Source organism: Prosthecobacter sp. (assembly GCF_029946185.1).
GTDB lineage: Bacteria > Verrucomicrobiota > Verrucomicrobiia > Verrucomicrobiales > Verrucomicrobiaceae > Prosthecobacter.
On the sequence record NZ_JAQSEA010000143.1, the window covers coordinates 12,517 to 39,000 of the forward strand.

At 59.7% G+C, this 26,484-nt stretch carries 27 protein-coding genes; 12 read left to right on the plus strand and 15 right to left on the minus strand.

What is annotated here, in order from left to right; genetic code table 11:
- Window positions 1-12: 12 nt before the first annotated feature.
- The 3 genes from PSV43_RS12195 to PSV43_RS12205 are packed head-to-tail and all read right to left on the minus strand — an operon-like array spanning window position 13 to window position 4,746.
- Window positions 13-2,217 carry a hypothetical protein gene (locus PSV43_RS12195; RefSeq protein ID WP_300197221.1) on the minus strand — a complete coding sequence of 735 codons (2,205 nt, stop codon included), beginning with the start codon at window positions 2,215-2,217 and terminating at the stop codon, window positions 13-15.
- Between the two features lie 47 nt (window positions 2,218-2,264).
- Window positions 2,265-2,696 (minus strand): GxxExxY protein, encoded by a 432-nt coding sequence (locus PSV43_RS12200; RefSeq protein ID WP_300197223.1) that lies wholly within the window; start codon window positions 2,694-2,696, stop codon window positions 2,265-2,267.
- A gap of 58 nt (window positions 2,697-2,754) precedes the next feature.
- Entirely contained in the window at window positions 2,755-4,746 is a 1,992-nt protein-coding gene (locus tag PSV43_RS12205) for a BatA domain-containing protein (protein WP_300197225.1), read from the minus strand.
- 77 nt (window positions 4,747-4,823) lie between these two features.
- Here PSV43_RS12205 and PSV43_RS12210 point away from each other — a divergent pair, with 77 nt between their 5' ends.
- Together PSV43_RS12210 and PSV43_RS12215 are read left to right on the plus strand one after the other, a co-directional pair.
- Entirely contained in the window at window positions 4,824-5,150 is a 327-nt protein-coding gene (locus PSV43_RS12210) for a type II toxin-antitoxin system RelE/ParE family toxin (protein WP_300197228.1), read from the plus strand.
- Window positions 5,128-5,439 carry a helix-turn-helix transcriptional regulator gene (locus PSV43_RS12215; RefSeq protein ID WP_300197232.1) on the plus strand — a complete coding sequence of 104 codons (312 nt, stop codon included), beginning with the start codon at window positions 5,128-5,130 and terminating at the stop codon, window positions 5,437-5,439. The genes PSV43_RS12210 and PSV43_RS12215 overlap by 23 nt, the downstream gene beginning before the upstream one ends.
- 40 nt (window positions 5,440-5,479) lie before the next feature.
- Here the strand turns inward: PSV43_RS12215 and PSV43_RS12220 are convergent, their stop codons facing one another.
- The 5 genes from PSV43_RS12220 to rph form a co-directional block, all read right to left on the minus strand.
- Entirely contained in the window at window positions 5,480-5,926 is a 447-nt protein-coding gene (locus tag PSV43_RS12220) for a hypothetical protein (protein ID WP_300197235.1), read from the minus strand.
- Window positions 5,923-6,834 carry a DUF58 domain-containing protein gene (locus PSV43_RS12225; protein WP_345784664.1) on the minus strand — a complete coding sequence of 304 codons (912 nt, stop codon included), beginning with the start codon at window positions 6,832-6,834 and terminating at the stop codon, window positions 5,923-5,925. Before PSV43_RS12225 ends, PSV43_RS12220 begins: the two co-directional genes overlap by 4 nt.
- A gap of 84 nt (window positions 6,835-6,918) precedes the next feature.
- Window positions 6,919-7,926 carry an AAA family ATPase gene (locus PSV43_RS12230; protein WP_300197242.1) on the minus strand — a complete coding sequence of 336 codons (1,008 nt, stop codon included), beginning with the start codon at window positions 7,924-7,926 and terminating at the stop codon, window positions 6,919-6,921.
- Window positions 7,927-8,028: 102 nt separating this feature from the next.
- Window positions 8,029-8,964 (minus strand): histone deacetylase, encoded by a 936-nt coding sequence (locus PSV43_RS12235; RefSeq protein WP_300197244.1) that lies wholly within the window; start codon window positions 8,962-8,964, stop codon window positions 8,029-8,031.
- Window positions 8,965-9,049: 85 nt separating this feature from the next.
- Window positions 9,050-9,835: a ribonuclease PH gene (gene rph / locus PSV43_RS12240; RefSeq protein WP_300197247.1), complete on the minus strand. Its 786-nt coding sequence runs from the start codon at window positions 9,833-9,835 to the stop codon at window positions 9,050-9,052.
- A 153-nt stretch (window positions 9,836-9,988) separates the two neighbouring features.
- Here rph and PSV43_RS12245 point away from each other — a divergent pair, with 153 nt between their 5' ends.
- The gene (locus PSV43_RS12245) at window positions 9,989-10,669 is read left to right on the plus strand and encodes a hypothetical protein (RefSeq protein WP_300197250.1); all 681 of its coding nucleotides are present in this window, start codon (window positions 9,989-9,991) and stop codon (window positions 10,667-10,669) included.
- A gap of 19 nt (window positions 10,670-10,688) precedes the next feature.
- On the opposite strand, the gene PSV43_RS12250 is transcribed toward PSV43_RS12245, so the two are convergent.
- Both PSV43_RS12250 and PSV43_RS12255 read right to left on the minus strand, forming a co-directional pair.
- The gene (locus PSV43_RS12250) at window positions 10,689-11,624 is read right to left on the minus strand and encodes a hypothetical protein (RefSeq protein ID WP_300197253.1); all 936 of its coding nucleotides are present in this window, start codon (window positions 11,622-11,624) and stop codon (window positions 10,689-10,691) included.
- Between the two features lie 470 nt (window positions 11,625-12,094).
- On the minus strand, window positions 12,095-12,850 hold the full coding sequence (locus PSV43_RS12255; protein WP_300197256.1) for a response regulator transcription factor: 756 nt from the start codon (window positions 12,848-12,850) through the stop codon (window positions 12,095-12,097).
- A gap of 59 nt (window positions 12,851-12,909) precedes the next feature.
- Between PSV43_RS12255 and PSV43_RS12260 the strand changes: the two genes are divergently transcribed.
- Window positions 12,910-13,905: a serine hydrolase domain-containing protein gene (locus tag PSV43_RS12260; protein ID WP_300197259.1), complete on the plus strand. Its 996-nt coding sequence runs from the start codon at window positions 12,910-12,912 to the stop codon at window positions 13,903-13,905.
- Window positions 13,906-13,931: 26 nt separating this feature from the next.
- Here PSV43_RS12260 and PSV43_RS12265 read toward each other — a convergent pair whose 3' ends face one another.
- From PSV43_RS12265 to PSV43_RS12275, 3 genes are all read right to left on the minus strand, one after another.
- Window positions 13,932-15,089 (minus strand): hypothetical protein, encoded by a 1,158-nt coding sequence (locus PSV43_RS12265; protein WP_300197262.1) that lies wholly within the window; start codon window positions 15,087-15,089, stop codon window positions 13,932-13,934.
- The gene (locus PSV43_RS12270; RefSeq protein WP_300197265.1) at window positions 15,086-16,393 is read right to left on the minus strand and encodes an amino acid permease; all 1,308 of its coding nucleotides are present in this window, start codon (window positions 16,391-16,393) and stop codon (window positions 15,086-15,088) included. Before PSV43_RS12270 ends, PSV43_RS12265 begins: the two co-directional genes overlap by 4 nt.
- 334 nt (window positions 16,394-16,727) lie before the next feature.
- A complete protein-coding gene (locus PSV43_RS12275; RefSeq protein WP_300197268.1) occupies window positions 16,728-17,108 on the minus strand; it encodes a hypothetical protein in 381 nt (126 codons plus the stop codon).
- Between the two features lie 117 nt (window positions 17,109-17,225).
- Here PSV43_RS12275 and PSV43_RS12280 point away from each other — a divergent pair, with 117 nt between their 5' ends.
- The 7 genes from PSV43_RS12280 to PSV43_RS12310 all read left to right on the plus strand — a co-directional run bounded on the left by PSV43_RS12280 (window position 17,226) and on the right by PSV43_RS12310 (window position 24,039).
- Window positions 17,226-17,492 (plus strand): GreA/GreB family elongation factor, encoded by a 267-nt coding sequence (locus PSV43_RS12280; RefSeq protein WP_300197271.1) that lies wholly within the window; start codon window positions 17,226-17,228, stop codon window positions 17,490-17,492.
- 65 nt (window positions 17,493-17,557) lie between these two features.
- Window positions 17,558-17,962: a hypothetical protein gene (locus PSV43_RS12285; protein ID WP_300197274.1), complete on the plus strand. Its 405-nt coding sequence runs from the start codon at window positions 17,558-17,560 to the stop codon at window positions 17,960-17,962.
- 77 nt (window positions 17,963-18,039) lie between these two features.
- Window positions 18,040-18,366: a PqqD family protein gene (locus tag PSV43_RS12290; RefSeq protein ID WP_300197277.1), complete on the plus strand. Its 327-nt coding sequence runs from the start codon at window positions 18,040-18,042 to the stop codon at window positions 18,364-18,366.
- Between the two features lie 33 nt (window positions 18,367-18,399).
- Complete coding sequence (locus tag PSV43_RS12295) at window positions 18,400-19,503, plus strand: ATP-grasp domain-containing protein (protein WP_300197280.1); 1,104 nt, start codon at window positions 18,400-18,402, stop codon at window positions 19,501-19,503.
- 25 nt (window positions 19,504-19,528) lie between these two features.
- Window positions 19,529-20,962 (plus strand): alanine racemase, encoded by a 1,434-nt coding sequence (locus PSV43_RS12300; protein WP_300197283.1) that lies wholly within the window; start codon window positions 19,529-19,531, stop codon window positions 20,960-20,962.
- A gap of 149 nt (window positions 20,963-21,111) precedes the next feature.
- Complete coding sequence (locus tag PSV43_RS12305; protein ID WP_300197285.1) at window positions 21,112-23,391, plus strand: urea transporter; 2,280 nt, start codon at window positions 21,112-21,114, stop codon at window positions 23,389-23,391.
- Between the two features lie 18 nt (window positions 23,392-23,409).
- On the plus strand, window positions 23,410-24,039 hold the full coding sequence (locus PSV43_RS12310; RefSeq protein ID WP_300197288.1) for a tetratricopeptide repeat protein: 630 nt from the start codon (window positions 23,410-23,412) through the stop codon (window positions 24,037-24,039).
- Between the two features lies 1 nt (window position 24,040).
- Here PSV43_RS12310 and PSV43_RS12315 read toward each other — a convergent pair whose 3' ends face one another.
- Window positions 24,041-24,907, minus strand: a complete 867-nt coding sequence (locus PSV43_RS12315) for a hypothetical protein (RefSeq protein ID WP_300197291.1) — start codon at window positions 24,905-24,907, stop codon at window positions 24,041-24,043.
- Window positions 24,908-24,962: 55 nt separating this feature from the next.
- Between PSV43_RS12315 and PSV43_RS12320 the strand changes: the two genes are divergently transcribed.
- A complete protein-coding gene (locus PSV43_RS12320; RefSeq protein WP_300197294.1) occupies window positions 24,963-26,261 on the plus strand; it encodes a PQQ-binding-like beta-propeller repeat protein in 1,299 nt (432 codons plus the stop codon).
- A gap of 2 nt (window positions 26,262-26,263) precedes the next feature.
- On the opposite strand, the gene PSV43_RS12325 is transcribed toward PSV43_RS12320, so the two are convergent.
- Window positions 26,264-26,484: hypothetical protein (locus PSV43_RS12325; protein ID WP_300197297.1), on the minus strand; the 221-nt coding region annotated here is incomplete at its 5' end.

Genomic DNA, 26,484 nt, shown 5'->3' on the forward strand with positions numbered 1-26,484 from the left:
TTTGATTGGGGGTTAAAACGTTCCGGCGGCCTTTCTTCCGACCCAGAAAAGGCTCATCAGCAGCACCAGCAGCCCGGCCCAGGCGGGATGTGACCAGATTTGCAACCTGCGCTCCTGCACCGCCGGTTCCGGCATCGCGGAAATCGCGGCGAGGATCGCGGCGGGGTTGCTCGCATCAAGCACTTCACCTTTGGTGAAGCGCGAGATCTCACGCATCACATCGAGCCGCGCCGGTTGCCCGCGTTTCTCACGGCTCGTGCCCTGGATCGAAATCTTCGTCTCCAGCGACGACCCCGCTTCCGCGCAACTAAGCTGCACCACATGCTCGCCCGGCTCCACAGGGCTGAAGACGCCGTTGAACAATCCCCACGCTTCCTCACCGGCAGGCATCAGCCGCACACTGCTCACTTTACCACTGGGCGCAGCGATCTGCGCGATCACCACGCCGTCGCGCAGCGGTTCGCCGGTGAGGCTCATGACGTTCGCATTGAGTGTCAGCACATCGCCCGTGCGCGGGCGGTCGGGCGAGTAAAACAGGCGCATCTTGTCGCCGCTGCTCATGTTGCGCTGATAGGCCATCCAGCGCACCACCTGGCCCCAAAAACGGTAGTGGTATTTGTCCTCCACCCCTCTTCGCCAGCGCCACGCGCCATCCGTACCCATGAAGAGAATTTTGCCCGCTCCATACGTCTTCGTCACAATGAGCGGCACGCGGCCAAACTGATTCGACTCCGTCGCATGCGTGGCCAGCACCTCACTGCCGGCTTTGGCGCGCAGCGCGGGCGCATACCACTGAAAGCCCGGCAGATTGCTCCACACACGGGTGCTGGCCTCGTCGCTGTCTTCGAGCTTCGTCAAAAGGCTGCGCGTGCCAGCCTCCGTAAGCGCAAACTTACCCGGCGACGACGAGCCCCAGCCGCGCGGCTGCGCAGCGTCCCAGACCACCGGCAGCAGATCGGCCAGGGGCGTCTCCTGCAGTGTTGATTGGAAACCATGGAAGCCCGGCATGAAGACGAGGCCGCCTGCCTGATCGCGCACCAGCTTTTGCAGCGAAATGCAGTTGTCTGCGGTAAGCTGGCCCTTGGCCAAACCGACATCGCCCAGAAACACGACATCGTATTTCGTGAGTTCTTCATCCTTCGGAAACGCCTTCAAATAGCCGCGACCATCCCCCACTTTGCCAAGCCCCGGATGCAGCAGCAAGCAACTGACGTCCACGCCCGGATCGCGCTCCAAGGCATTGCGCAGGTAGCGGTACTCCCAGCGCGGGAAGGATTCGATCACCAGCACTCGGAGCTGCTCTTTGCGGATCGAAAGAGGAGCCTCCTGCGAGTTATTTTCGGAATAACGCTCGCTCGGCGTCTTCGGGATCATCAGCGTGAGCTTCACCTCGCCCGCTTTGTCCGGCTTCCACGCGATGGCATCCTGCAAGCGCCCCATGGCAGGCAGCGTGACCTCTTTGGTGACGATCTCGCCGCTGGATGATTTCATCTCCAGCATCACGACCTCATCACGCGGCAGCGAACTTTCGATGGTGAACGGAATGCGCAACGGCTTGCCCGCCACCGCGAAAGTGGGCACATCAAAACTGCTCAGCTCCACATCCGGCAGTCGCGTCTCAGCACCCATGGGTACGGCAAACACCGGCACCTCGCGCATGCGCAGCCGTGTGGTGGCCTGGGAAGGCGCTGCACCAGTGTTCCAGTCGCCATCGCTGATTAGCACCACCGCCTTCAGATTCGGCTGCTTCTCCAGCACACCGGCGAGCGCCGCATGAATGTCCGTGCCTTCGGTGGCAGGTGTCTGCGTGGAAGAAAACGGTTCGATCACCACCTCCATGCGTTGCTTCAGCGGCCCCCACAGTTTCTCATCGAGCAAAGGCTTCGCCATCTCTTCGCGCGACTTCGGTTCTGCGTTCGGTCGCGCTTTGTCGATGACATCCTTCGTGGTCATGCTGCCGGAAACATCGTGCAGCACCGCCAGTGTGGGCTTCGTCTCCGGTTTGAAGGTCTCCAGCCACTCCGGCTGCAACAGCGTGATCGCAATACCAATGGCGATGACGACACGCAGCAACTCCAGCCACCCAATGATCTTCCGGTAGCCGCTGCGCCGCCACGCCATCAGCGCGAGGCCCGCAATCGCCACGACAAACGCCACACCGAAGCCGAAAGCGACCGGCGTGGGATTGAAGACGAGCTGTGAGGTGGTGGGTTGCATGAATTGAGAGGGCCGAAAAAGGGGAAAGAAGAGAAAAAGGAAGAGGTTTAGAAAAGGGCGCAGATGGATTGGGCGAATCGTTGGAATGTCGAAGTCTGTGTGACGTCTTGTTTGCCGAGTTTGCGGATTTGGAACTTGAGTGCGCCAAAGTTGACGATGGCACCGTGCTCCATGCCGGAAGCCCGGATGTAGCCGAGGATTTGAGCAATATGTTCGTTGGCGATGGCCTTGGCGGCTTTCAGTTCAAGGATCAATAAATCCTCGACGACGAGGTCAGCGTAGTATTCGCCAACAACGGTGTCGTCTTCATCACGAACGATGAGTTGTTTCTGCTGCTCGACCTTGAGGCCAATTTTTCGCAGACGATGAGCGAGCGAGTTTTCATAGATCTTCTCCAAATGGCCTGGACCAAAGTAGCGTCGCACTTGATAGCCCGTTTCACGGACAATGTCAGTCAGTTCAAATGCGCGGTCTTTCATAGTGGCATCTTGGTGTGGGTCAGTTGCAGGATTTTTTTAATTTTTTCCTTTTTTTCGGCTAAGCATTGGTTTGGATAGGTTCCCTTCGTGCTGGCATGCAAAGCAATGCTTCACCCAAGAGCGCGAGCGCCATCATAAACAGGAACGTGCGCCAAACTTCGCTGGCAAGGCTCGCATCGTTTTCAACCTGGTCTTCGATGACATGGTAATCGAGTCCGGCAAACAGCTCCGCCAGCGCCGTCTTGCCGAGCGTTTCGGGATGATCCTCCCGCAGCGGTCGATTGAGCGCGACGAGCCTCTCACCGTTTTCGACAACACCGGCACGCAGCGGCTGCTCGGAACTCAGGATCGTCTGACCGAGGCGCTTCCATGCACTCATATCCCCGCTGCCCAGAGCAGTGGCACCAGCGTCGCGCTGCTGCGCTTTGCCAAGACTGCGTGCGCCCTCATTCAGCGCACGATGCAGCATGGCAAACATCACCACACCATCGCGGGCCAGGCTTGAAGAGCCTGAACCCGGCAGCGTGCCGAGGAACCACGCGTTGCCATCGCCAGGAATGTCAGCGCGCATGAGCAGCGGCAGATTGCCCGTGAGGCGTGCCAGCGGCGTGCCTTCACCGAGGATCTCGCAGCGGCGGCTCACTTCAAGATCGCCCACCGGCAGCGCGGTGCCGCTGCGGGTATTCGCCAGCAGGCCCGCATCATTCCGCCACCACTCGACACTGGCCGGCTTGCTCTCGCTGCTCCATGCACCCCAATGCAGCCCACCAAAGGCTTCCGCATTCGCCGCTTCAGTGGGCAGGAACAGAACACTGCGTCCCGAGCTCAAATGATTCATGAGCTGTTGAGTGATCAAATCATCCGACTTCGGCAGTGCCGCATGCCAGACAATGAGCGCGACATCGTCCCATGGAATCTCCGCTGCGCGCGCGGGAGACAGCACCTTAGCAGCATATTTACGCGTGGGATCAGCAGCGGCCTCCAGCGCCGCCTGCAGCGGTCCCGCCTCGGCTTCATCATCGCTGACGATCACGGACTGCAACACCGCCGGTTCATCAAACACAAAGTGGTACACGTTGTCAGACGGCGAGGCATCGGCGGGCAGTTCCACCCGGCCCGCACCGCGCTTGGTCGTTTTGTCGATGGGAATGGCGTGCCCTTGCAGCATCAGCTGGGAGTCCTTCATCTCCACCTTGATCGTGGTGCTCACGTCATTGATCACAAACCGCAGCGGCAGTTCCAGCGGCTCGCGCGATGCAGCATCTCGCGTCACACGCAGATCCAGCAGCAGCTCGGCCTTGCCCGCCGTCTCATTGCGTACAACACGTTGCACCGAGACCGCCAGATTTTGCGCCGCAGGCTGCGCATAGCTCAGCAGATGCAGCCGCAGACCCTTCAGCGTGGTGAAGGCACTTCGCAGCGCCTGCCAGCGCCCGCTCGCGGCATCCCAGTCGCTTTGCCGCAGATCGCTCAGCACCCAGACATCCGTGCGACCCGTTTGATTCTTGGTGATGTAATCCAGCGCACCCTGCATCAGCGCGGGGACATCCGCCGTCGTGTCCGTGGGTCCGGTAAGCGGTAGATCGATCAGCGACTCCGGCTTCTCCAACAACTGCGGCTGCAAGTGCGCGTTTTCGATCAGCACCAGCTTCGAGCGCACGCCCACCGTATCACGCAAAGCCTGCGCGAGTTTCGAAATACCCGCCGCACGCTTGCTCGTGCCGCTGGCAAGGTTCTGCTGCTCCATGCTCGCCGAGCGGTCCAGCAGCACGATCACCGTGTCAGGCACCCCCCCCGTGAGCCCGAGCAATCCGCCTGCCATAGGCCGCGTGATCACAAACAGAATCGCCGCCACCGCCAGCACACGAAACGCTAGGATCAAAATCTGCCGCAGCCGCGACAACCCCTTGTTCATCCGCTGCGCCATCTGCAAAAACATCATCGCCGCCCACTTCACCTGCCGCCGTCGGTACAGGTGGATCAAATGAATGATCACCGGCAGCAGCGCGAGCGGCAGAGCAAACAGCAGTGCTGGGGCGAGGAAGGTCATGGGTGGCAGAAAATGAGCTTGCCAAGTGTATCATAATTGATACACTTGCTTTTGTGGCTGCTAAACGTCCTCTGCCCGTGATCTTCTTCCGCACTACTAGCGGGAATGAGCCTGTGCGTGAATGGTTGAAGCGGCTGCCGCCGGATGAGCGCAGGCTGATCGGCGAGGATTTGCAGGTGCTGCAATATCGCTGGCCGCTGGGCATGCCGCTCGTGGACAGCCTTGGCGACGGCCTGTGGGAGGTACGCAGCCGGTTGCCGACACGCATCGCCCGAACGCTCTTTTTTGTGCATCACGAGGAGATCATCCTGCTGCACGGCTTCATCAAGAAAACGCAGAAGACACCCACCGAGGACAGGGCGCTGGCCCTGAAACGCAAACATGGCTACATCCAAAACAGCTAAATTGAAGAACCCGCATCGTGGCAGCAGTCTGGGCGACTTTCTCAAGGAGGAAGGCATCCAGGAGGAAGTCGAACTCGCAGCCCTCAAGCGCGTCGTCGCGCTACAGCTTGCCGATATCATGGCGAAACGCGGCAGCAAAAAATCCGAACTCGCCGGAGCGATGGGAACCTCTCGCGCTGCATTGGATCGCCTGTTGGATCCTAAATGCAAATCCGTGACTCTTTCCACACTGACGCGGGCGGCAAGCGCGCTGGGGCGCAAGGTGCGCATCAACTTCGTCGCGGCGTAAGACCGTTGCGAAATGGGATGAAGCGCTGGAGCGAGGAAGGTCATAGCGTGTCCTTCATGTCGAAGATTTTGAATTCACTGGCTGCATCCTTGGCCGCTTCTTTGCGGCGTTTTTTCTCGTCCCAAATGAGCAAGACTAGAAAAGCGGCGGCCAAAGCACAGTGCATCTTCGGCCATGTGGCGATCTCGTCCTTCGCACTCCACTTGAGGATGTCTTGGGTGGCATTCGCCAGTTGCACGACGAACAGGATTAAAACAGTCGCGCTGTAATGGGTCTGCCGCCTGCGCCATATCAGACAGATGCAGGCAATCATCCCGGTTATGATGATGGCTCCGCTGCTGGACCACCCGACATAATCGGGATGTTGCCAGCCTTTGTACATCTGCCATGTGCCCAGTCCAAAGAGCACATACAGCGCAAGCAACAGCTCAAAAATTTTGAGCGGTGCCGATGAGTGCAAAGAGGCTGGCAGCAGTTTCCTAATCATGCACGCCCTCCTTTCTTCTGCACCCGCGCCAGCAGAAACTTCGCGAGCACATCATCATACTTCTCATGCAGCTTCACGCGGTGGTAGTCGATGGCGGTGGTGCGCACAAGTTCGTCGATCTCGTGCATGTACTGGCGCACGGCTTCGCGGTAGTTGCGGGCGATGAGGCTGGGATCAGCGAGGATGGCTTCGCCGCCTTCCATGTCGATGAAGCGGGCGGGGCGGTCGAAGTCGAAGTCGAGCTCCTGCTGATCCAGCAGGTGGAAGAAGGCCACGTCGTGTTTGCGGAAACGCAGGTGCTGAACGGCGGACTTCAATTCGGCGGGCGGCACGAAGAGATCAGAGAACACAATGACAAGCGCACGCTGGCGGATTTTCTCAGCGGCGTCGTGCAGGGCGGTGAGCAGCGTGGTGCCACCGACTGGCTGAATGCCTGCCATTTGATCGAGCACGAGTCCGAGATGCGAAGCACCGCGTTTGGCGGGAATTTCGACCGGCTTTTCCGCGAGGCTCCACAGCCCCACCGCATCGCCCTGCTGCGCAGCCACGTAGCCGAGCGTGCCCGCGAGCTTGCGCGCATAGTCAAAGCGTGTGCTGCCAGCGGGGCCGTAGTTCATACTGCCGCTGGTGTCCATGAGCAGGCAGAGACGCAGATTGGTGTCGGCCTCAAATTCCTTGATGTAAAAGCGGTCACTCCGCCCCCAGGTGCGCCAGTCGAGGCGGCGCGTGTCGTCGCCGGGGACGTATTTACGGTACTGCGCGAATTCGAGGGAGGAGCCGCGCACCGGGCTGCGGTGCTTCCCTGACACGCCGCCGAGCATGGCGTGGCGCGCGTTGAGGGGCAGGGCCATGAGACGGCTGAGGACCGCTGGGTCAAGGAAGCTTCGATCTGACGGTGCAGCGCTCATGAAGGTTGGCCGAAAGAAGGGAAAGAAATGAAAAAGGGTGAGTGAGGAGGGAGTGTCTTTTTTCCTCTTTTCGATTTTTTTCGGCTACTTCTCTTTGCTGAGTTCCTCCACCAACCTCTTCGCCACATCCCTGCTGCTAATTCCATCGCTCTCCGCCGTAAACGTCGTCATCACACGGTGCCTCAGCACCGGCTCAGCCACCTCCATGATGTCCTCCATGCGCACCATGTAGCTGCCCTGCAACGCAGCCCGCGCCTTGGCACCGAGGATCAAGTACTGCACCGCACGCGGCCCAGCACCCCAGCTCACCAGCGGCTTCAGCCATGCGGGAGCTTCACTGCTTGCGGGTCGGGTCTTGCGGACAAGATCAACCGCAAATTCATAAATATGATCTGGCACCGGCACACGGCGGACGAGTTCTTGGAAGGCGATCACCTTCGGGCCATGCAAGATGTGCTCGAGTTTCGGCAGGCTCGCACCGGTGGTGCTGCGGGCAATGGCGATCTCCTCATCACGGCTCGGGTAATCAACACCGATCATAAACATGAAGCGGTCGAGCTGGGCTTCCGGCAGCGGATAGGTGCCCTCCTGCTCGATGGGGTTCTGCGTGGCGAGCACGAAGAAAGGAGAATCAAGCGTGTAGGTGCGGCCAGCGACGGTGACTTTGTGCTCCTGCATCGCCTCAAGCATCGCCGCCTGCGTCTTGGCGGGAGCGCGATTGATTTCATCGGCGAGCACAATGTTCGCAAACACCGGCCCCTTGGCGAACTCGAACGCGCGTTTGCCACCGGGCAGCTCCTGCAAAATGTCCGTGCCGGTGATATCCATCGGCATCAAATCCGGCGTGAACTGAATACGGCTGAAGCTCAGCGACATCGTTTCCGCGAGCCGCGAGATCAGCAGCGTCTTGGCCAGACCCGGCACACCCATGAGCAGCGCATGACCCCGCGCAAAGAGGCAGATGGCAAGCTGCTCGACGACCTTCTGCTGGCCAACGATGATCTTCTTGAGCTCGTCGCAGAGCTGGACGTAAACTTGGCGAAGCTCATCAATGGCGGCGACGTCGTCTTGCGGGAGCGGTGAGTTGGACATAGGTGATTTTAGGAATGCTGACACATGCCATCAGAAAAGCGGCGTTCTGACAAGAGCGGCTTGTGTAAATAAACTGTCAACGCCGCCGAAACTTGGGTTTGTTTACCCGACCAATGTCTGGACGTGATGTGTTACGGCACTGGCGAGGCCCTGAAGGTTGTACCCGCCTTCGAGGATGGAGACGACCCGGCTTTGGCAGTGGGTGTGCGCGGATTCGAGCAGGAGCTTGGTCAGCGCGACGAAATCCTCGTCGGTCAGGCGAAACTGGCCGAGGGGATCGTCGATGCGGGAGTCGAAACCGGCGGAGATGAGAATCAGGTCCGGTTTGAACGCATCAATGGCAGGCATCAGACGGTCGGTGAAGGCCGCGCCGATGTCGCTCATGCCAGTGCGGGCGGGGAAGGGGAGATTCAGCGTGCTGCCGAGGCCTTTGCCGCTGCCGGTTTCGACGGCATGGCCCGTGAAGGGGTAGAGCGGGCTCTGGTGAGTGCTGCAAAAGAGCACGCTGCCGTCCTCATAGAAGATGTCCTGCGTGCCGTTGCCATGATGAACGTCCCAATCGACGATCACGATTTTCTGCGCGCCATGCTGCTGCTGCGCATGACGTGCGGCGATGGCGATGTTGTTGAACAGGCAGAAGCCCATGCCCTGCGCCGGGCGTGCGTGATGTCCGGGCGGTCGCACGGCACAGAAAGCGTTTTTGACCTTGCCTGCGAAGACAGCATCAACGGTATTCAAGACCCCGCCAACGGCATTAACTGCCACGGCATAGGATCTGGCGCAGATGGCCGTATCGCCGGTGCTGAGGTTATCGAGACCAGATTCCACATCTTTCCTTGCCTGAGCGATGTATCCGCGATCATGGCAGAGGGCGAGTTCATCCACCGTGGCGGCACGCGGCGCGATGGCCTGCGTTTTGGCAACGAGGCCCGAATCCGTCAGCGCCTGCGTGATCGCCACATGGCGTTTGACGCTCTCAGGATGACCCGGACCGGGATCATGCTGTTGATAGATGGGATCGAGAAGCAGGGCAGTCATGCAGAGTTTACGATTGTCGGCAATGGTTTAGCCAAACCATTGCCAACTACCGTAAACGATCGCAAACCGCCGCAAACTTCTGCGATCAGCGTTTGCCGAAAAATTCGGCCAGCTTCTGCAGGTCCTTGCCTTCAGCAGGCTTCATCGCGCTGGCGATGGCTTCCTCTTGAATGACGAGGAGTTCCTTGATGCCTTTGCGGCCGTATTCCAGCATGGAATGCAACTGCGCCTCGGTGAAGGTGGCCTCTTCGCCGCTGCCCTGGATCTCGACGAATTCGCCGTCTTCGGTGAGGACGATGTTGCTGTCCACATCGGCGGCGGCGTCTTCCTTGTAGCAGAGGTCGAGCAGGGTTTCACCGTTGACGATCCCCACGCTGACGGCGGCGAGCTTCTTCTTGAGCGGCTGGCGCGTGATCTTGCCTTTTTCAAGCAGGCGATTGAAGGCGACGGCGACGGCGATGCAGGCGCCGGTGATGGCGGCGGTTCGAGTACCGCCGTCGGCTTGCAGCACGTCACAATCCACGCACAGGGTGCGGGGGCCGAGTTTTTCGAGATCAACGACGGCACGCAGGCTGCGGCCGATGAGGCGCTGGATTTCCGTGCTGCGGCCATCGGGCCTGCCACGTGAGCTCTCGCGGTCTTTGCGCTCAAGCGTGGAGTAGGGGAGCATCGAGTACTCGGCGGTGAGCCAGCCGCCTTTGATGTTTTGCACCTTCATCCAGCGTGGCACCTCTTCATTGATGCAGGCGGTGCAAATGACGCGGGTGTTGCCAAAGGCGATGAGGACGGAGCCCGCAGCATGTGGGGCGACGTCGAGGACGTATTCGATTTTTCGGAGTTGGTCGGGGGTGCGGCCGTCGGTTCTGGGCATGCGGGTGCTTAGCACGAAGCTGGGGTGCGCCAAAGCCTTTTATAGCGTTGTGATGAAGCGATTGAACAAACGCCGAAGACCCTCCGTCGAAACTGGTAATTCAAATTGGCATTCGTTATGCTTAATCTAGCTGACAGTTCAAACTTAATCTCCATGACGCGCTTTCCACGCCCGGGTTGCTGGCTCCGTTTTACCCCAACGGATTGGAATTTCATTCGTGACACCCTGGCTCTGACCGAGCGCGGCAAGGAGGGCTTCAGGGCGATGTTGGATGATCCGGAGGCCGTACCGATCATCCTCGACAACGACAAGCTCTTTGATGCCGCGATCGTCTCGCGCAAGGCGACGTTGCTTTCGCCAGAGCTGTTTTTCTTCCTCGTGGTACGTCACTCATTGAAGGAATTCGGCATTAAGGAGATCGCCGTGGCAGACTACATGGCCGTGGTATGCGCAGACTTTGGCTGCTCGCCGACGAAGGGTCCACAGGACATCAATCACAGCATCGACAGCCTGTACAGTGTTGACTACCTGGAGGCGATTGAGAACGCGAGCCGGCATCACAAATTCTTCCTCCATGTGCAGTGCGCGAACCAGTTTCTGGTGCTGACCTGCCTGTATCCTGACTTTTTACATCGGCGTGCCGAACGGCGCGGCGCACCGGATGTGGACTACTACGAGCAGGTGGTGGTGAGTCACCTCGATGCCGCACGCAAGCATGTGCTCGCGGATGAATTTGCCATGGAGGAGGTCTTCGAAAAAGTAGCGCAGTGCTTCCCGCCTGCGCGCAGGGCGATGAACCACACCGTGCGCGAGTACCTGAGCCTGGGCCAGTGAGATTGAGTGTTAAACGAGCCTACTCGTGGTCGGCATCTTTGATTCCTTCAGACTGAGTGGCAGATGCTGCCACCTTGGTACGTTGTTCAGCCAGTTTGGCGTGAAGTTTCGCCACCTCCGCTTCCAACTCAGTGATCTTCTTTTCCAAGGCAGCGCAGTACTTGGCCGGATCGCGCTGTTGCAGGCGTTCGAGGAGATTGAAGAGCAGCGCCATCCGCCAGAGCCGCGTCCAAAGACCTCGAAGGCGGTAGGCGCGCAGCAGTTTCCCAGCGCGCAGCATGCGGGTAAAACGGAAGAGGTTCAATACTCGCAGGAAGGCGACGAGTGGCAGCAGGATGATGACGAGATTGATCCAGTTTTTGAGGCAGTAGGTCAGTTTGACGGGAGCAGCGGCAAACATCCACAGGAACTCCATCGTGAAGCCGATCCAGATGACGCAGGTGGTCAGATGCGTCGCCAGCGCCATGCGCGGATGATTTTCCAGTGTTTCGCCGCCGGTGAGCTCGGCGCCCAAAACGGGGAGCACCAGCAGGGTCAGAATGACCATCGGCAGCGCCAGTTTTTGCTCAAGCTGTTCGGAAGTCTTCTCTCCCACTCGCTTCCAGCCGATGCCGGGCAGCCAGAGCCAGCTACCAGGCTTGCTGCTGGCACTGATCATTCGCAGCGGTGGCAGCAAAGCAGTGAGCAGCAGGCGCTTAAGACGTGCTGGCCAGGCATCGTTGGCCACAAATAAACCGGCGATGCCTTCGACGATGACGATGCCCCACAAGGTGAAGATGAGCGGACGGAAATGTGCGTGCGAGAGGCACCAATCTCGAAACTCCTCGCCGCTGTCTCCATGCGGCAGCACGATTCCGACCATGGTCAGAAAAGCAATCGCGACGAGAAGCATCAGGCCATGGCGGAAGGCACCACCCTGGGGTGCCGTGCCGCAGGTGCTCGGAGCGCTCATCATGGGTCGCAAGTTAGAGCCAGCCCGCACCCGTTGGCAATCCCAGGATTGTTTGGCAATGAATTGATCCTTGCCTAGTTCTACATTGTTAGACTTGATCGTCAGGCAGGTTGCTTTCGGCTGACGTCTCAGCGCAGCAAAGTAGCCTTGTTCCTGTGGAACAAGGAACGCTCCGCCTCGCCCTAGACGCTTAACAATGTAGAACTAATGGATTGACGGCCTCTGCCTTGAAGGCCAACGGCCTTCCGCACCAGAGCGAAGGGATGCCAGCTTGTCCTCCGAAGCGAAGGGGGAAGCCTTGGCGAGTGCATCCCTGGTAAAGGGCGCATCCCTCCGGGCAGCAAATCCAGCGCCTTCTTCGTGCGCCTTTCTCACCAGCAGCGTCTGCCCCGTCTTTCCGCCGCACGCCATCCGCACTCCTTTGGCCTCGTGCGTTTCTGTTCGTGTCAGTCGATTGCGCACATGTCAGTGGATCATCCACCCCCGAGCGCATAACCCACGCCACGCACCGTGCGGATGAGCTTCTTGTCGTGGTCTTTGTCGATCTTCGATCGCAGCCGCTGGATGTACACCTCCACAAGATTGGTCTCGGGGTCCATGTTGTAGCCCCAGACGTGTTCATAAATCTGCATGCGGCCAAACACACGGCCTGGGCTGCGCATGAGGTGCTCCAGCAGTTCAAACTCGCGCGTGCTCAGCTCAATGTCCATGCCTCCGCGACTGACTTTGCGCTCAAGCAGGTTGATGCACAGATCATCCACCCGCAGCAGGTGGCTGGAATCTCCCGCCTTGCGGCGAACGACGGTGTGCAGCCGCGCGGCCAGTTCCTCCACGAAAAACGGCTTCGTCATGTAATCATCCGCGCCGAGGTTCAGCCCCTCGATTTTTTCCGGCAGCGTGGATCGCGCCGTCAGCAGGATGACGGGGACGTTGTTACGCTTTTCGCGCAGGCCGCGCAGGATGCTCAGGCCATCGCGACCTGGCACCATGATGTCGAGCACCAGCGCGTCGTAGGGAACGGTCGTCGCCATTTCCCAGGCTTCATCGCCATCGTCGACAGCATCCACCTGGATGCCCTGCTCCTCCAGCCCCTTCTTGGCAAAGGAAAGCAGTTTGGCCTGGTCTTCGACGAGGAGAATGCGCATGCGGCGGACGATGGGGCTGGATGACGGCTTGTCCACCGACAGCTGTTGAAATGACGAATGATCAATCTGGATGCTGCCTAGCATTTGGGTTTATTTTGTCATTCGGGTTTCGTCATTCATCATTTTTCTGTTACTCATCCTTCATGAAGCCCTTGCTGGCATTGCTGCCATTTTTCACGTTCGCGCCTGCGGCGGAGACGCTGCCAGCGCAGGACATTCAAGCGGCGGCAGCGTATTCCGCCGCGCACGGCGGCCATGCTTTGCTGATCAAACAGAATGGCAAAATTCTGCACGAATCCTACACAAACGGCCACACGAAATCTGAGCCGCACCGCATCTACAGCGGCACGAAGGCCTTCTGGGGACTCACCGCCTTCGCGGCGGAGAAGGACGGGCTGTTCAGCTTTGATGAACGGGTGGCAGACACCATCACTGAGTGGAAGGGCGACAAGCGCAAGAGCCAGATCACCGTGCGGCAGTTGCTCGATTTCAGCCATGGGCTGGAGCCAATGTTCGGTCTGCACGAGAACACGTTTGCAGACCGCACCGCCGCCGCGCTGAAGGCCAAGGTCGTGGGCACACCGGGCAAATCATTCATCTACGGTCCGGCCGCGCTGCAGGTGTTTCATGAACTTCTCGCCCGCAAGCTGCAGCGGAAGCAGACGCCGACGCGATACCTGGAACGCAAGGTGCTCGGCCCGCTCGGCCTTGGCTCGCAGCGCTACCTGCCGGACAAGCATGGCGCACCTCTGCTCGCCGCCGGCTTCATGCAAACGGCACGCCAGTGGTCAGAACTTGGCACATGGATGCTCAAGCACGAGGAGGTGCTGATGAGACTCCAGGGGAGCAGCGCGAATGCCGCTTTTGCCTTCGGTTTCTGGAACAACCACGCAGCAAAATCCAAAGCCGCCCGCGAGGTGGATGCAGAGGCCATGCTCGACAAAAAATGGCCCCAGCAGTCCTGGCGCAACGCCTGCCTCAGCCGCTCCGCCCCCGCCGATCTCATCGCCTGCATCGGCTCCTACGGCCAGCGCCTCTACATCATACCCTCGATGAAACTCGTCATCGTACGGCTCGCGAAGGATTCAAAGCCGAATGACGCGCAGATGCTGCGGCTGTTGTTTGCGGGAGCGAGGTAAGTGCAGGCGGGCAAAAATGTCCGGCATCATTGCTCCACCGGTATAGCCTTCAGCGCCTTGGCGGGCGGGAGTGCTGCGGTAGGCTTGTCCTCCACTACCGGGATCGCCTTGCGGATCATGTTTTTGGAAACGCCGTAAATGAGCGTGCTTTTTCCAGGGTGCCATTGGTAGCCGATGCCGAAGGGGATGACGGGGACTTCCGTGCTACGATAGTACTCGGCGAGGTCGGGCTGGTAGTGCTGTTTGAACAGGGGGATCGGGCCCGGGTACCAGCCGTAGGCTCTCACGTCCCAGGCGTCGCGCGGGAAGTCCTTCCACATGATGCCGGAATCATCCTGCGTCATGGTATGGCAGTGAGTGAGGAGGTAGTCGCGGATGGTGTGAAACTCATCCATGTGCATGAGGTAGGAGGCGGACTTGGTGAAGCCGTTCATGACGCCGAGCCCATCGCAGAAGCGCAGGAAGGAGGCATCCTGCTTGAGCGCCCAGTTGGCGATGTTGGTGGAGAAGTAAAAGAGCGTCTGCTGTTTGCCCTGCGCACCGAGGAAGGTGATGCGCACACCGGCAGTTTTGGTCTGCTTGTCGGTCAGGATTTTTCCTTCGGCATCGAGCCAGATGTTTTCCACGTTTTGAATGAAACAGCCGCAGCGCGCCAGGAAGACGTAGAGCACTGGCAGGGTGCCGGTCAGCTTGGTGGCCTGCAGATCCTTCTTCATGTCTGCGGTGATGAAGAAGCTGAAGCTGAGCGAGGCATTGAGCGTGTTGCGCAGATTGCGCAGCGATGAGCCCAGCTCGCCCTCAGTGAGTTTCGTCACATCCGGTGGCAGGCCCACAGGCTCCACAGCGGCCAGCACGTAGGCGGAGGCATTGGGGAAAAAGGTGTAGGCATGCAGGAAATCGGGGCCGCTGAAGGCATAGAGCAGAGGCCCGGTATCGCCGACCGCCTCCGGCAGGCCCAGCGGTGCCCAGGCGCGGATGGGGCCGAGTTGCCGCTGTTCCGCATCGGCCCAGGTGGCGTCGAGGTCCTTGGCATGGGAGTTGAATTCGCCATGCTTTGCCAACTCCGCCAGCGAGGAGCCCTCCTGCGGCATGCCGGCGAGGAAGCGCGCCTGCTCATTGGGCGTGGTGGGTGCCGCGAAAGCGGAGTGAGCCAGAACGAGCAGCAGAACGAGTGTTTTATTCATGGGGTGCGTGGAGTACGCGGTGAGATGAAATAAATGATCCAACCCAGCAAAATTAACGCCATGCCAGCGAGCGTTTCTTCCGGATGCTTCTTGGCGACGAACACCATCATCCAAGCGCTGATACCGAGAAACAGCAGCGGCGTCACCGGGTAGCCCCAGCAGCGGTAGGGCCGCGGCAGATCCGGCTGGCGGATGCGCAGCACGATCAAGCCCACCACCGTGGCAAATGAACCGAGCTGAATGCTGAACTGCACGCAGGTGAGCACCGTTTCAAAACTCGCGGTGAGCAGCAGCGTCACCACGATGGAAAGCTGCACAAACAAACCGACCACCGGCACTCCACGGTCATCGCTCACCGCCAGTGGCGCGAGGATGCGGAGATCCTGCCCCATCGTTTTCATCACCCGCGGTCCCACCCAGGTCATGGCGCTGATGCTTGAGACCAGCCCCAGGCAGATCAGTCCTGACATGATCTTGCCGCCAGTTTCGCCGAAGATGTGGACGGCCGCGATGTGCCCCACATCCTGTTTGCCGTTCAATTCACTCATGGGGGCCACGTACAGAAAAACCGCGTTAAGCGCGAGATACAGACCGGCCACCAGCAGCGTGCCCAGAGCGATTGCCAGTGGCACGTTCTTCTGCGGATCGCGGATGTCTCCGACGATGTAAGTGGCTGCGTTCCACCCGGCGTAGGCATACATCACGAAAACGAGGCTCACGGCGAACGGCGTGCTGCCCATCAAATCCAGATCACCTGAGACGGGCAGAAAGTTCACGGGCTGGGCTTTGCCAAACCAGAATCCGGTGCCGATGAAGACGAGGATCAGCGCTACTTTGAGCCAGGTGGCCGTGTTTTGAAACTTGGCCGCCATGTTGATCCCGCCCACGTGGATCAAGGTCACGATCCATACCATGACGAGAGACCAGGTCGTCGCCGGTGCGTTGGGAAAGATGCTTGAGAAGTAGGTCCCGAAGGCCATGGCCGCGAGTGCGATCGGCGCGGCGAAACCCACGGTCACCGAAAGCCAGCCGGAGAGAAACCCGATGGACGGATGAAAAATCTTCGAGAGAAAGTGATACTCGCCGCCGGAGCGCGGCAGTGCTGCGGCCAGCTCGCCATAGCACACCGCACCGCAGAAGGCGCACACACCGCCGACGACCCACAGCATCAAAAGGACAAAACCCGAGGGCAGGGAACCCACCTGAAAACCCAGAGAGGTGAACACCCCGGTACCGATCATGTTGGCCACCACCACCGCCGTGGCCGTGATCAGCGAAATACCCTGCGTGCGTGTGGTGCTCATGGGCGCGATGGCTACGCTCACCACCAGTTGTCGTCAACCTCACCCTTCGAGATGGCTGAGATAGAGTAAGTCTGCAGGCCACTTATAGAGTTGCCTTTTTGTTGTTTAGGACGTAACTTGTTGATGTGAAGACTTACTCGCGCCATTTAAACTACTTTGCCAACATGGCTGAAAGTAGTGCGATCAAGCCGCTCTGCCACCGACTGGCAGCAAGCCGGGCTTAAGCGGGCATCCCCATTGGGGAATGTCCGCGCCTCTTTGCAGGTGACAGAGCCTGCATCCTTCATCTCCCGCCCGCGTCAGCATGACGTGCAGGCTTAATTCTGATCATCGCTCACGGCACGCGCAGCCGGGTGTTTCGCACACTCGCTGGCGGGTGCTGCCTGTCTGCGCGCTCGTGCGGCAGCAGGCTTTTCCCCTCTGCTTTGACACACTCAAATATTCTTTTTTTATGAAACTCATGGATCGACTTTTTTACCAGGATGACAAACCCGTGCGCGTTGGCAGCGCCCTCCATCTTGAGCGGCCCAACTGGCTGGTTACCTGCGTTTTCGAACGCCACGAAATCTTCGGCAAAGTTTCCACCAAGGCCAGTTATGAAGTAGCTGCCCGGACCGAGGATGAGGCTCGAGAATCCGTATGCTCCTTCCTGCAGCAGGCGCTGCAAAACGGCAGAATCGAGTCCGTGCAGGCTCTGCGGCGGTGACGATTTCACGCACCGCTTTTTAACACTTCATCCGTCACTGGAAGTGTTCCTGCCATCAAAGGCAGGAGCACTTCCACCTGCCTTCGTGGCAGGCATTTCATCTCACACTTTTCTTCATCTACCTTCATGAATACTCTTCCTGTCCGTCACTATGATCGCGTCACTCTACGTCCTCTCAATGAGCTGGCATCCCTGCACGAATTTGACATCACCATTCAAGTCGTGCCTGGATACGAGGCTGACGCCGACAGTGGCCGCATCTCGGAGGATGCACCACTAGGCCGCGCAGTCCTGCGCCGGAGCGCCGGTGAAAAAATCAATCTGCAAGTTCACGACCGCAAACTCGCCATGCTCATTCTGGCCGTGGAAAAACCAACGGACAGCACCGGCTGAATAGACGGGAAAAATTCTTCCAATGAGGGACTTGCAGGGTGCGAAAAAAGGACTTCATTTTCACCATGAAAACGACATCCTCACCATTATTCAGGGGGGTGATGCTGATCGCCGCCCTGCTGGTCCCCGCCACCACGTGGTGGGTAAGTTCGCGCCACTACCGTGCGAGCAGGCAGACGGAGACCACCCTTGTAGCTGAGAAGAAAGCGCAGCAGCTCCCGGCCGGATTGAAACAGAAGAGCGAGACACCCCCACAGCGTTTGAATTCGGGCTCCGTCGAATTTGCGCCGATGCAGATCATGCGCACCTCATGGAACGGCCAGACCGATCCGGACAGCGTGTGGCATGACCAGCGCCGCCAGGCAAACATCATGCTGATGAAGCATGGCCTGCCGACGCTGGATGTGCCTTCTGCCATGCCGGACAGTCCCCCTCCGCCCAGCTCCCTGCGGATCACCGGCCAAAGATAAACGTAAATTCATCTTGGCCCCGGCGGTGTGTTAACCGGCCGGGTTTCTATGTGGTGTGATTCAATCACACCACACTCATGAAACTCGCATCCCTTTCCACCCGGATACATCCCAGTGGGCAGCCGCATGATCCGGCCCTATGCGCCGGATCGGGGTCCTTTGATTTCCACACCGTCACCTGGCAGGCCGACGGTTTTGGTTTTGATGCCACCAGCGGTGAGTTTTTTACCGCCAGCCCGGCGGCGCTCATCGTCATGCAGGCGCTGAGCGAGGACATGGCGCGCCAGCAGATCCTCGACCGTCTCACCGTGCGCTTCGAAGTCGCCCGCAGCACGGCGGAGCGCGATCTGGAATCCTTTCTCGCCGAACTCCTCCACATCGGACTGACGCAGGAGTCCATCTGAGAACTTGAAACTTGAAACCTGAAACTTGCAGCAATGAATGCTTCCCCTGTCATCGCCGTCACCGGGCTTCATCGCGGTGAGAATCCCCAGCCGGGTTCCGCCGTCATTCGCAGCCTGCGCCGTGTCTATCCAGAGCTGCGCATCATCGGTCTCGTTTATGATTCACTCGAGAGCGGTCTCTTCAGCGAAGATGACGCACCTGATGCCGCCTTCACCATGTCCTACCCTGGCGCGGGTGAAGAAGCCTTCTGGGAGCGCCTCGATGCGATCCGTGAGATCGAACGCTTCGATGTTTTGATCCCCTGTCTCGACGCTGAAATGGAGCCGCTGGTGGATGCCCCGGAAAAACTGCGCGAGCGCGGCATTCACGCCTGCCTGCCGACTACGGCGAGCTTCAAATGCCGCGACAAATCAAACCTAGCTGAGCTGTGCGACCGCACGCACTGCCGCACACCGCAGACCCTTGCCGTGAGCGACGTGAATTCGCTCCATCAGGCAGCGCTGACCCTCGGTGGCAATGTCTTCATCAAGGGCCGTTATTATGAGGCCCAGCACGCCATCACGCCTGCCGCCCGAGAGGCCGCCTACTGGCACATGCTGGAGCAATGGGGCGCCCCCGTGCTGGTGCAGGAAAATGTGCCGGGAGAGGAATACAACGTCATCGGTCTTGGCGATGGTCGCGGCCGCATGCTCGGCTCCTGCTCCATCCGCAAGATGTTGCGCACCGCCAGCGGTAAAGGCTTCGGCGGCATGGTGGTTCGTGATCCGCAGCTGGATGCCATCGCTCAATCACTCATCGCGGAACTGCGCTGGAACGGCCCGTTTGAACTCGAGTTCGTCAAATCCGAAGGACCCAAAGCGGACTACTGCCTCATCGAGATCAATCCGCGCTTCCCCGCTTGGTGTGATTTCCCCTCCACGCTGAACTGCAATCTGCCCGCTGCTGCACTCGAACTCGCCCTGGGCTGGCAGCCCCGTGAACCTCTGCGCCACGCCAGCCCCGGCAAGTTTTTCATCCGGCATGCCATCGACATGACCGGCGACATTCGCGATCTCGCCGCTCTCACCACCAGCGGTCAGTTCTTCCGTCAGCCACGCGAAATCATTCCGCATCAGGCCGTGTCGCACGGTCTCTAAATTAAACCTTCCGCTGCATCCTCCCATGCAAACACTTCAGCCGTATTCCCCACCGACGATCACCCGCCATCTCAGCGGCCAGAACAGCGCCGCCAACCGCAACCGCCATGCACACGGCCTCAACAGCAACGTGTGTGAACGCATCGACGGCGTGCCCGTGGAGGATCTTGCCGCACGCTTCGGCTCGCCGCTTTTTGTTTTCTCCGAGCGCACCCTGCGTGAGAAAATCCAGCGCGCACGCGAAGCTTTCGAGAGCCGCTACCCAAACACACGCTTCGCCTGGAGCTACAAAACAAACTACCTCAACGCCATCTGCCGCGTCTTTCACAGCGAAGGCTCCATCGCGGAAGTGGTGAGTGAGTTCGAGTATGAAAAAGCCCGCCGCAATGGTGTGGCCGGTCGCGACATCATCTTCAATGGCCCGCACAAATCTCGTGCAGGTCTCGAACTTGCGGTCAGCGAAGGCGCGATGATTCAGGTCGATAACTGGGATGAACTCCTGCTGCTCGACACCATCGCGAAGGAGCAAAATCGCAGCATCGACATCGCCATCCGCTGCTGGCTTGACGCAGGCATTCAGCCCGTGTGGAGCAAGTTTGGCTTTGGTGTCGAACACGGAGAAGCTTGGCGTGCCATCCGGCGCATTGCTGAAAGCAAGGGCCGCCTTCGTTTGCAGGGCCTGCACACGCACATCGGCACCTACATCCTCGAACCGAAGGCCTACAAGGTAGCGGCGGAGAAACTCATCACCCTCATGGAGCGCTGCCGTGAGAGCTACGGCTGGACATTGAGCTATCTGAATCTCGGCGGTGGCTTCCCTTCGCTCAGCTCCCTGCATTACTCCTATCAGCCTCCCGAGCAGTTTGTCCCGCCGATCGAAAAATACGCCGAAGCCATCGCCAGTGCCTTGAACACACTGCCACGCGACCGCCGTCCACGGCTCTACCTGGAAAGCGGGCGCGCTCTCGTCGATGAAGCGGGTTATCTCATCACCAGCATCGTCGCCGTAAAGCAAACCGGTGCCTCAGGCCCCATCACCCTCGCCGGCAAGGCATCAAAGGCGCCCGCCTACATGCCTGAATCCAATGGAGCCGCCTACGTCATCGACGCCGGCATCAACATTCTCTACAGCGGCAACTGGTATCGCTTCAATGTGAAGCCCGCCAAAGCGCAGCGTGAGAGCGCCCAGCAGCCCATCAAACTCTACGGCTGCCTGTGCATGAACATCGACGTCATTCGCGAGCAGGTCTCCCTGCCCGCGATGACCACGGGCGATCAACTCGTCATGCATCCCGTTGGGGCCTACAACATCACGCAGAGCATGCAGTTCATCACCTATCGTCCGGCAGTGGTCATGATCGGTTTGGATGGCCGCGTCGATATCATCCGCGAACGCGAAGACCTCGACTACGTGCAGCGTCTGGAACGCGTCCCAGAACATCTGCTCCCTCCCTCTTGAACCTCCTACATCGCGCCAGCGTCCCCGGAGTGCGGCGCTTCAGCGCCGCTTTCGCCAGCCCCCACGCTCTCTCCCACCCCACCCATCTCTTCAGCCAAAGCCAGCTACCTCCTCTCATTCCTCATTCCCTCTAGAGATCCACCCAGCCCATGAACCCAGAAGCCCCATCCACCCTCCCTGCGATGGTCATTCTCCAAGATGCCGCCCTCTGCCCTCCCTCCCCAAAGGGGCACGCAGTCGCCACCGCCGCAGCCTTCGCCAAAACACTCCGCCCCTATTTCGAAACCCTCACCACGCTCCTGCTCGAAGTCGCGCGTGCCGCCAGCTCCATCTTCCTCTGCGGCAGTTGGAAAACCGGCGCGCTGCTATGCTCGGCACTGCTGTTCATGCCACGTTACTTTGTCTTCGCCGTCAGCGCTTGCTTGCTCGGTGGTTGCATCGCAAGACTCCTGCATCTGCCTGCGGCAATGCGGAAGGACGGCACGCTGCTCTACAACGTTTTCCTCAGCGCCCTCGCCGTCGCATGGATCACACGCGGTTCCGCGCTCGCGGCTCCTGCCATCTGGGGCATTCTGGCCGTCGTCACAGTTTACACGCTGCTGCTTTCTGCTGCCTTGTGGCATTGGTTCCCGCTGCGCGCCGGCCTGCCGCCGCTGAGTGTGGCGTTTGTCGTCGTCTTCGGCACTCTGCTGACCTTTTTCCCACATTGGGCTGCGGGTACGTTATTGCTGGACATGGGATTGCCGAACGAGCCTGCCCTGCCGTTCGTCATCACCGCCTTCCTGCGCAGCATGGGCACGATCTTGTTCCTGCCGAACGTGTGGGCCGGCCTCGCCGTGACGCTGGCGATTCTTGTATGGTCACGCGTCGCCATGATCAATGCCATCGCTGGTTATGCAGGCGGCATCCTGATTGTGAAGCTGCTTGAAGCCTGCGGCTTGCAGTGGCTCGGCTGGTTTGCCGGACACAACTACCTGCTGGCCGGCATGGCGCTCGGTGCGGTCTATTTCGTGCCTTCCTGGAGCAGCCTTGCGCTCGCCTTTGTGGCGGGTGCCGTCGCTGCATTGCACGTTGCAGCAGTGCAGCATTTCCTGCGTGGCTCCGGCTGGGAGTACCTGCCGCTGCCCTACTTGCTCACAATCTGGAGCATGCTCTGCTGCCTCCGTCTGCGTGAGAAGCCGGGCTCGCTGCTGCCTGTCACAGACGTCTTTCACAATCCCGAAGCAGCAGCCGCCGCACTGGCTCTCGCAAACGCCCGCTTTCCGCATCGTCATGAAACCCATGTGCTGCTGCCCACCGCACGCGAAGTCACCGTCACCCAGGGCTTTGACGACAAGCTCAGCCATCGCGGCGAGTGGAAACACGCGCTCGACTTTGAAGTGCATGACGCCGCTGACAACGCCTGCCCTCCCGGCTGCGATGACGATCTAAGCCGCTACTACACGCAGGGTCTCGAAGTCCGTGCTCCGGGCACAGGCGAAATCATCCGCGTCATCGATGGCGTGGCCGACAACGCCCCCGGCGGCTGCAACTTCGCCAGCAACTGGGGCAACCACCTCATCCTGCGCCTCGATTACGGCGGCATCGTGAAGCTCGCGCATTTCATGAAAAACGGCATCGTGGTCAAAAACGGCCAGCGAGTCGGAGCAGGCGATCTTCTGGGCTACTGCGGCAATTCCGGTCGCAGCCCGGTGCCGCACATTCATCTGCACAACCAAGCCACCCCTGAGACGGGAGCGCCCACCACGCCCTTTTGCCTCACGAACTTTTTCACGCGCACCGCCGAAGGCATGCGCTGGAACTTTGCCGCCGTGCCCCAAGTGGGAGCCCGCATCGCCCCGGCGACAGTCTCCCTCACCGTGCTGGGCACCCTGGCTCATCTGGCCCCTGGAGCAGCCACGTATCGTGTTTGCACAGCCAGATCGACTTCGTTTGAAACGATCACCACCACGCTTGATGAATCCGGTCGCTACATTTTCCGCAGCGGCAAAGAATCCCTCACGGCGCTGCTCGGTCTGCACGCCTTGCAGATCACGCAGGGCAGCCTCAGCGGTCATTCGCAGCTCCTGCGGCTCCTTTCGTTCGCCATGCCCACCGTGCCCTTTGCTTACCAGAGCGGCATGATCTGGGAGGACAGCGTCGCTTTGCCGTCAAAGCAGCACGGTCGGGCATGGGCGGACGTTTTGGCACCCTATGCGGGCCATCCCACCCAGCGCGTCATCACGCGTCATTCATTGCATCCCACGACGCAGCGCCTGCACCTCACCACTGCCGTCCTCAATGCGACGGGTGATCTCCCGCACGAGATCGAATTCATCCTCGAACCAATTCACGGACTCTCTCACCTCACCGCGCATTTCAAAAATCACGTCAGCACCTTCACGCAAACCAGTTTCACCCCCACACTGCCCAACGGCGATGCCGAATAAATCACGCTCCACTCAACCATGAAAACACACCTCCTCATCCTCGCCTTCGCCTGCGTCACCGCTGCGAACGCCACCGACAAACTCCCCGCCATCTCCGAAGCATGGCAGCAATCACTCACCGCTGAATCCAACAGCGACTACGCCGCTGCGCTCGAAAGTGTCCTCGCCTATAAAAGCGCCGGTGGTGCGACCTACCTCGCGGCGGTGCGTGCCGGCTGGCTCTCCTATCTCAACAAAGACTACCCCAAGGCCATCCAGTTTTACACCACCGCCGCCAAGCAGGAACCACGCGCCATCACTCCCCATCTCGGCATGATGAACGTGTACCTTGCTCAGACCCAGCCTGAGGACGCCCTGCGTGCCGCACGTGAAGTCCTGAAAATCGATCAGTTCCATCGTCCGACGCTGCTCATTGCCGGTGAGATACTCTTCAATCATCAGGACTATCGCAAGGCCGAGGTCTACTTTGAGCGCGCTTACAAGCTGATGCCTGAAGACCCCATCGGCATGAGCTGGTTTGGCTGGGCGCAGATCAATCAAGGGCAGGCCCGCTTTGCCGCGCCCTTGTTTGAAAAGCTCATGGAGACCAATCCGCAGGGCTACATGGTTCAAGACGGATTTGCCATCACACGTTCTGGCCCACTGTAGCTCACTTCAGCTTCCGGCCAAAGTGAACCTCAAAGTAGACGCCGAGTGAATCTGCCAGCGCCTTGGCAAAGCGACGCTGATTTTCCGGCACGTCACGCACATTGTTCCAAGGGCACTCCACTTGAATGGCGCTCACCGTGCCACCATCGCGTGAGCCATGCGCAGCGACGTCATACACACCGCTGAAGTAACCCGCCATGAAGTTAGGATTCGCTTTTGAAGGACCCGGCAGGCAGCGGAAGCCACGCAGCTCCAGCAAGCCGCCCAAGCTCTGCGGCCCGCGCACCAGCTCGGCAAAGCTTTGCGGCGAGCGCTTGTGCAGATCACGAATGCTGGTGGCGGCGATCAGCGCCGCATCCTCGTTCAGTTCCGCGTCAGAGTGCTTCAGCATGTCGCCTTTGATCAGGTAGCCCAGTTCGACTCGTTGATCGAGATGGCGGTGGCCATGAATGTCCAGCAGCAGGCCCATGCCGTTCTTGTGCATCACCGTATCACAGGCCCTCTGCGTGCTGTCATGAAAGCGGTGCCAGGCTGCCGTGGCAGTGGGATCTCCCTGAGCCGCTTCATCGAGTTCACGGTTAGGATCCAGCTTCGTGCGGTGCAGGCGGGAAATGATCGCGTGCGGTTTGCCACCATAGCGTGCCTCCAGTTCTTCGATGATCATCTCAGCCAGCGGCACCGTGTTGGAATCAATGCCGGTCACACCATAGCGCCGCGCCAGCACGTTCTCCGGTTTCAAGGTGCCGCCGTGCGGCACGGTGAGAATGATGGGCAGCGTGCCGGAACGTACCTCGATGTACTTTTCGAGTTCTGCTGTCTGGGCCTGCAATGCTGCGGCGAAAACAAATAGAAAAAACAGAGTGCGCATGATCGCAGCCAGTGAAAGACAGTTCCCCGCCGTCTGCCACGTTTTTTTCCCGCCCATGATTCACCGCATCCTACTCCCCCTCCTGGTTCTCGCCTCCGCCTCCCATGCCGGCAACTGGCCCGAATGGCGCGGCCCTTCCGCACAAGGTCACGCCAGCGCCTCCGGCCTGCCAGAAACGTGGAGCGAGACCAGCAACATCGCCTGGAAGACAGAGCTTCCCGGTCGTGGCCACTCCACCCCTGTAATGTCGGGCGATCAAATCTGGCTCACCACCGCCATCGAAAAAGCAGCCACTCCCGAGGAAGCCAAACGCCGCCTCGAATCCAACACCGGCGACCAGCCGCTCACCGTTCTCGGCTCCGTCAGCCTGCACGCCCTGTGTGTGGATCGCAGCAGCGGCAAAATCCTCCACGACATTGAGCTGCTCCATGTGAAGGACCCCCAGTGGGCGCATCAGCTCAACAGCTACGCCTCACCCTCGCCCGTGCTCGCAGAGGGCCGCCTCTACGCACACTTCGGTTCCTTCGGCACCGTCGCCCTTGATACGAAAACCCTGAAGGTGCTCTGGAAAAACGAAGAGCTGCACGTCATGCACGAAAACGGCCCCGGCTCCACCGCCGTGCTTCACGGAGACAGATTGATCGCGCATTTCGACGGCAGCGATCAGCAGTTCATCGCCGCCTTTGACACCCACACCGGCAAGGTCGCATGGAAAACACCGCGCAGTGGCGAGATGGACCCTCGCCCGCAGCAGCGCAAAGCCTATGGCACTCCGCTGATCGTGACCATCAACGGCCAGCCACAGGTCGTCAGCTCCGCCGCCAACAACGTCTATGGCTACGATCCCATCACCGGTCACGAACTTTGGAAGATCCACTACGGTGACCTCGGCTTCTCCATGTCCACCGTGCCCGTTGCCGACGACCAGCAGATCTATTTCAGCACCGCCTTCGGCAAATCAGCGGTCGTCGCCCTCAAGCACGCCGGTGTGAAGACGCCCGAAGTCGCCTGGCGCAACAACAAGAACGCGCCCAAGATGTGCTCCCCCGTGCTGCATGCTGGCCTGCTTTTCTACGTCGATGACGGCGGCATCGTAAGCTGCGTGGACACGAAAAGCGGCGAGGCTTTTTACCGCGAACGCCTCGGCGGCAAATTCAGCGCCTCGCCGATCATCGCAGAGGGCAAACTCTACTTCTGCAGCCGCGAGGGCGTCGTCACGATCATCAACGCCACCAAGGAATTCAAAATCCTCGCCCAAAACACCCTCGACGGCTCCATCATGGCCAGCCCCATCGCCGATGGCAGCGCCCTCTTCATCCGCACCGACAAGGCGCTGTATAAGATTGGGAAGTGATCTTATATCGCGCAGTTGAAAAAGGGTCTGAATCCATGGCGCTTAGTAAGGGCCTTTTGCGCTCTTTCGTCGCTTCGTCCCGCCACACACCAGCCCTGAATGGGCTGCGGATGATATAGCGTTTTCCAAAACTGATTTCCGGAAAGCGGCGCATGGTAACGCGCGCAAGCCCAGCGCTGGTAGGGCTGGCTGTCCTCAGCCAGCCGCCGTCGAAGCCCATGAT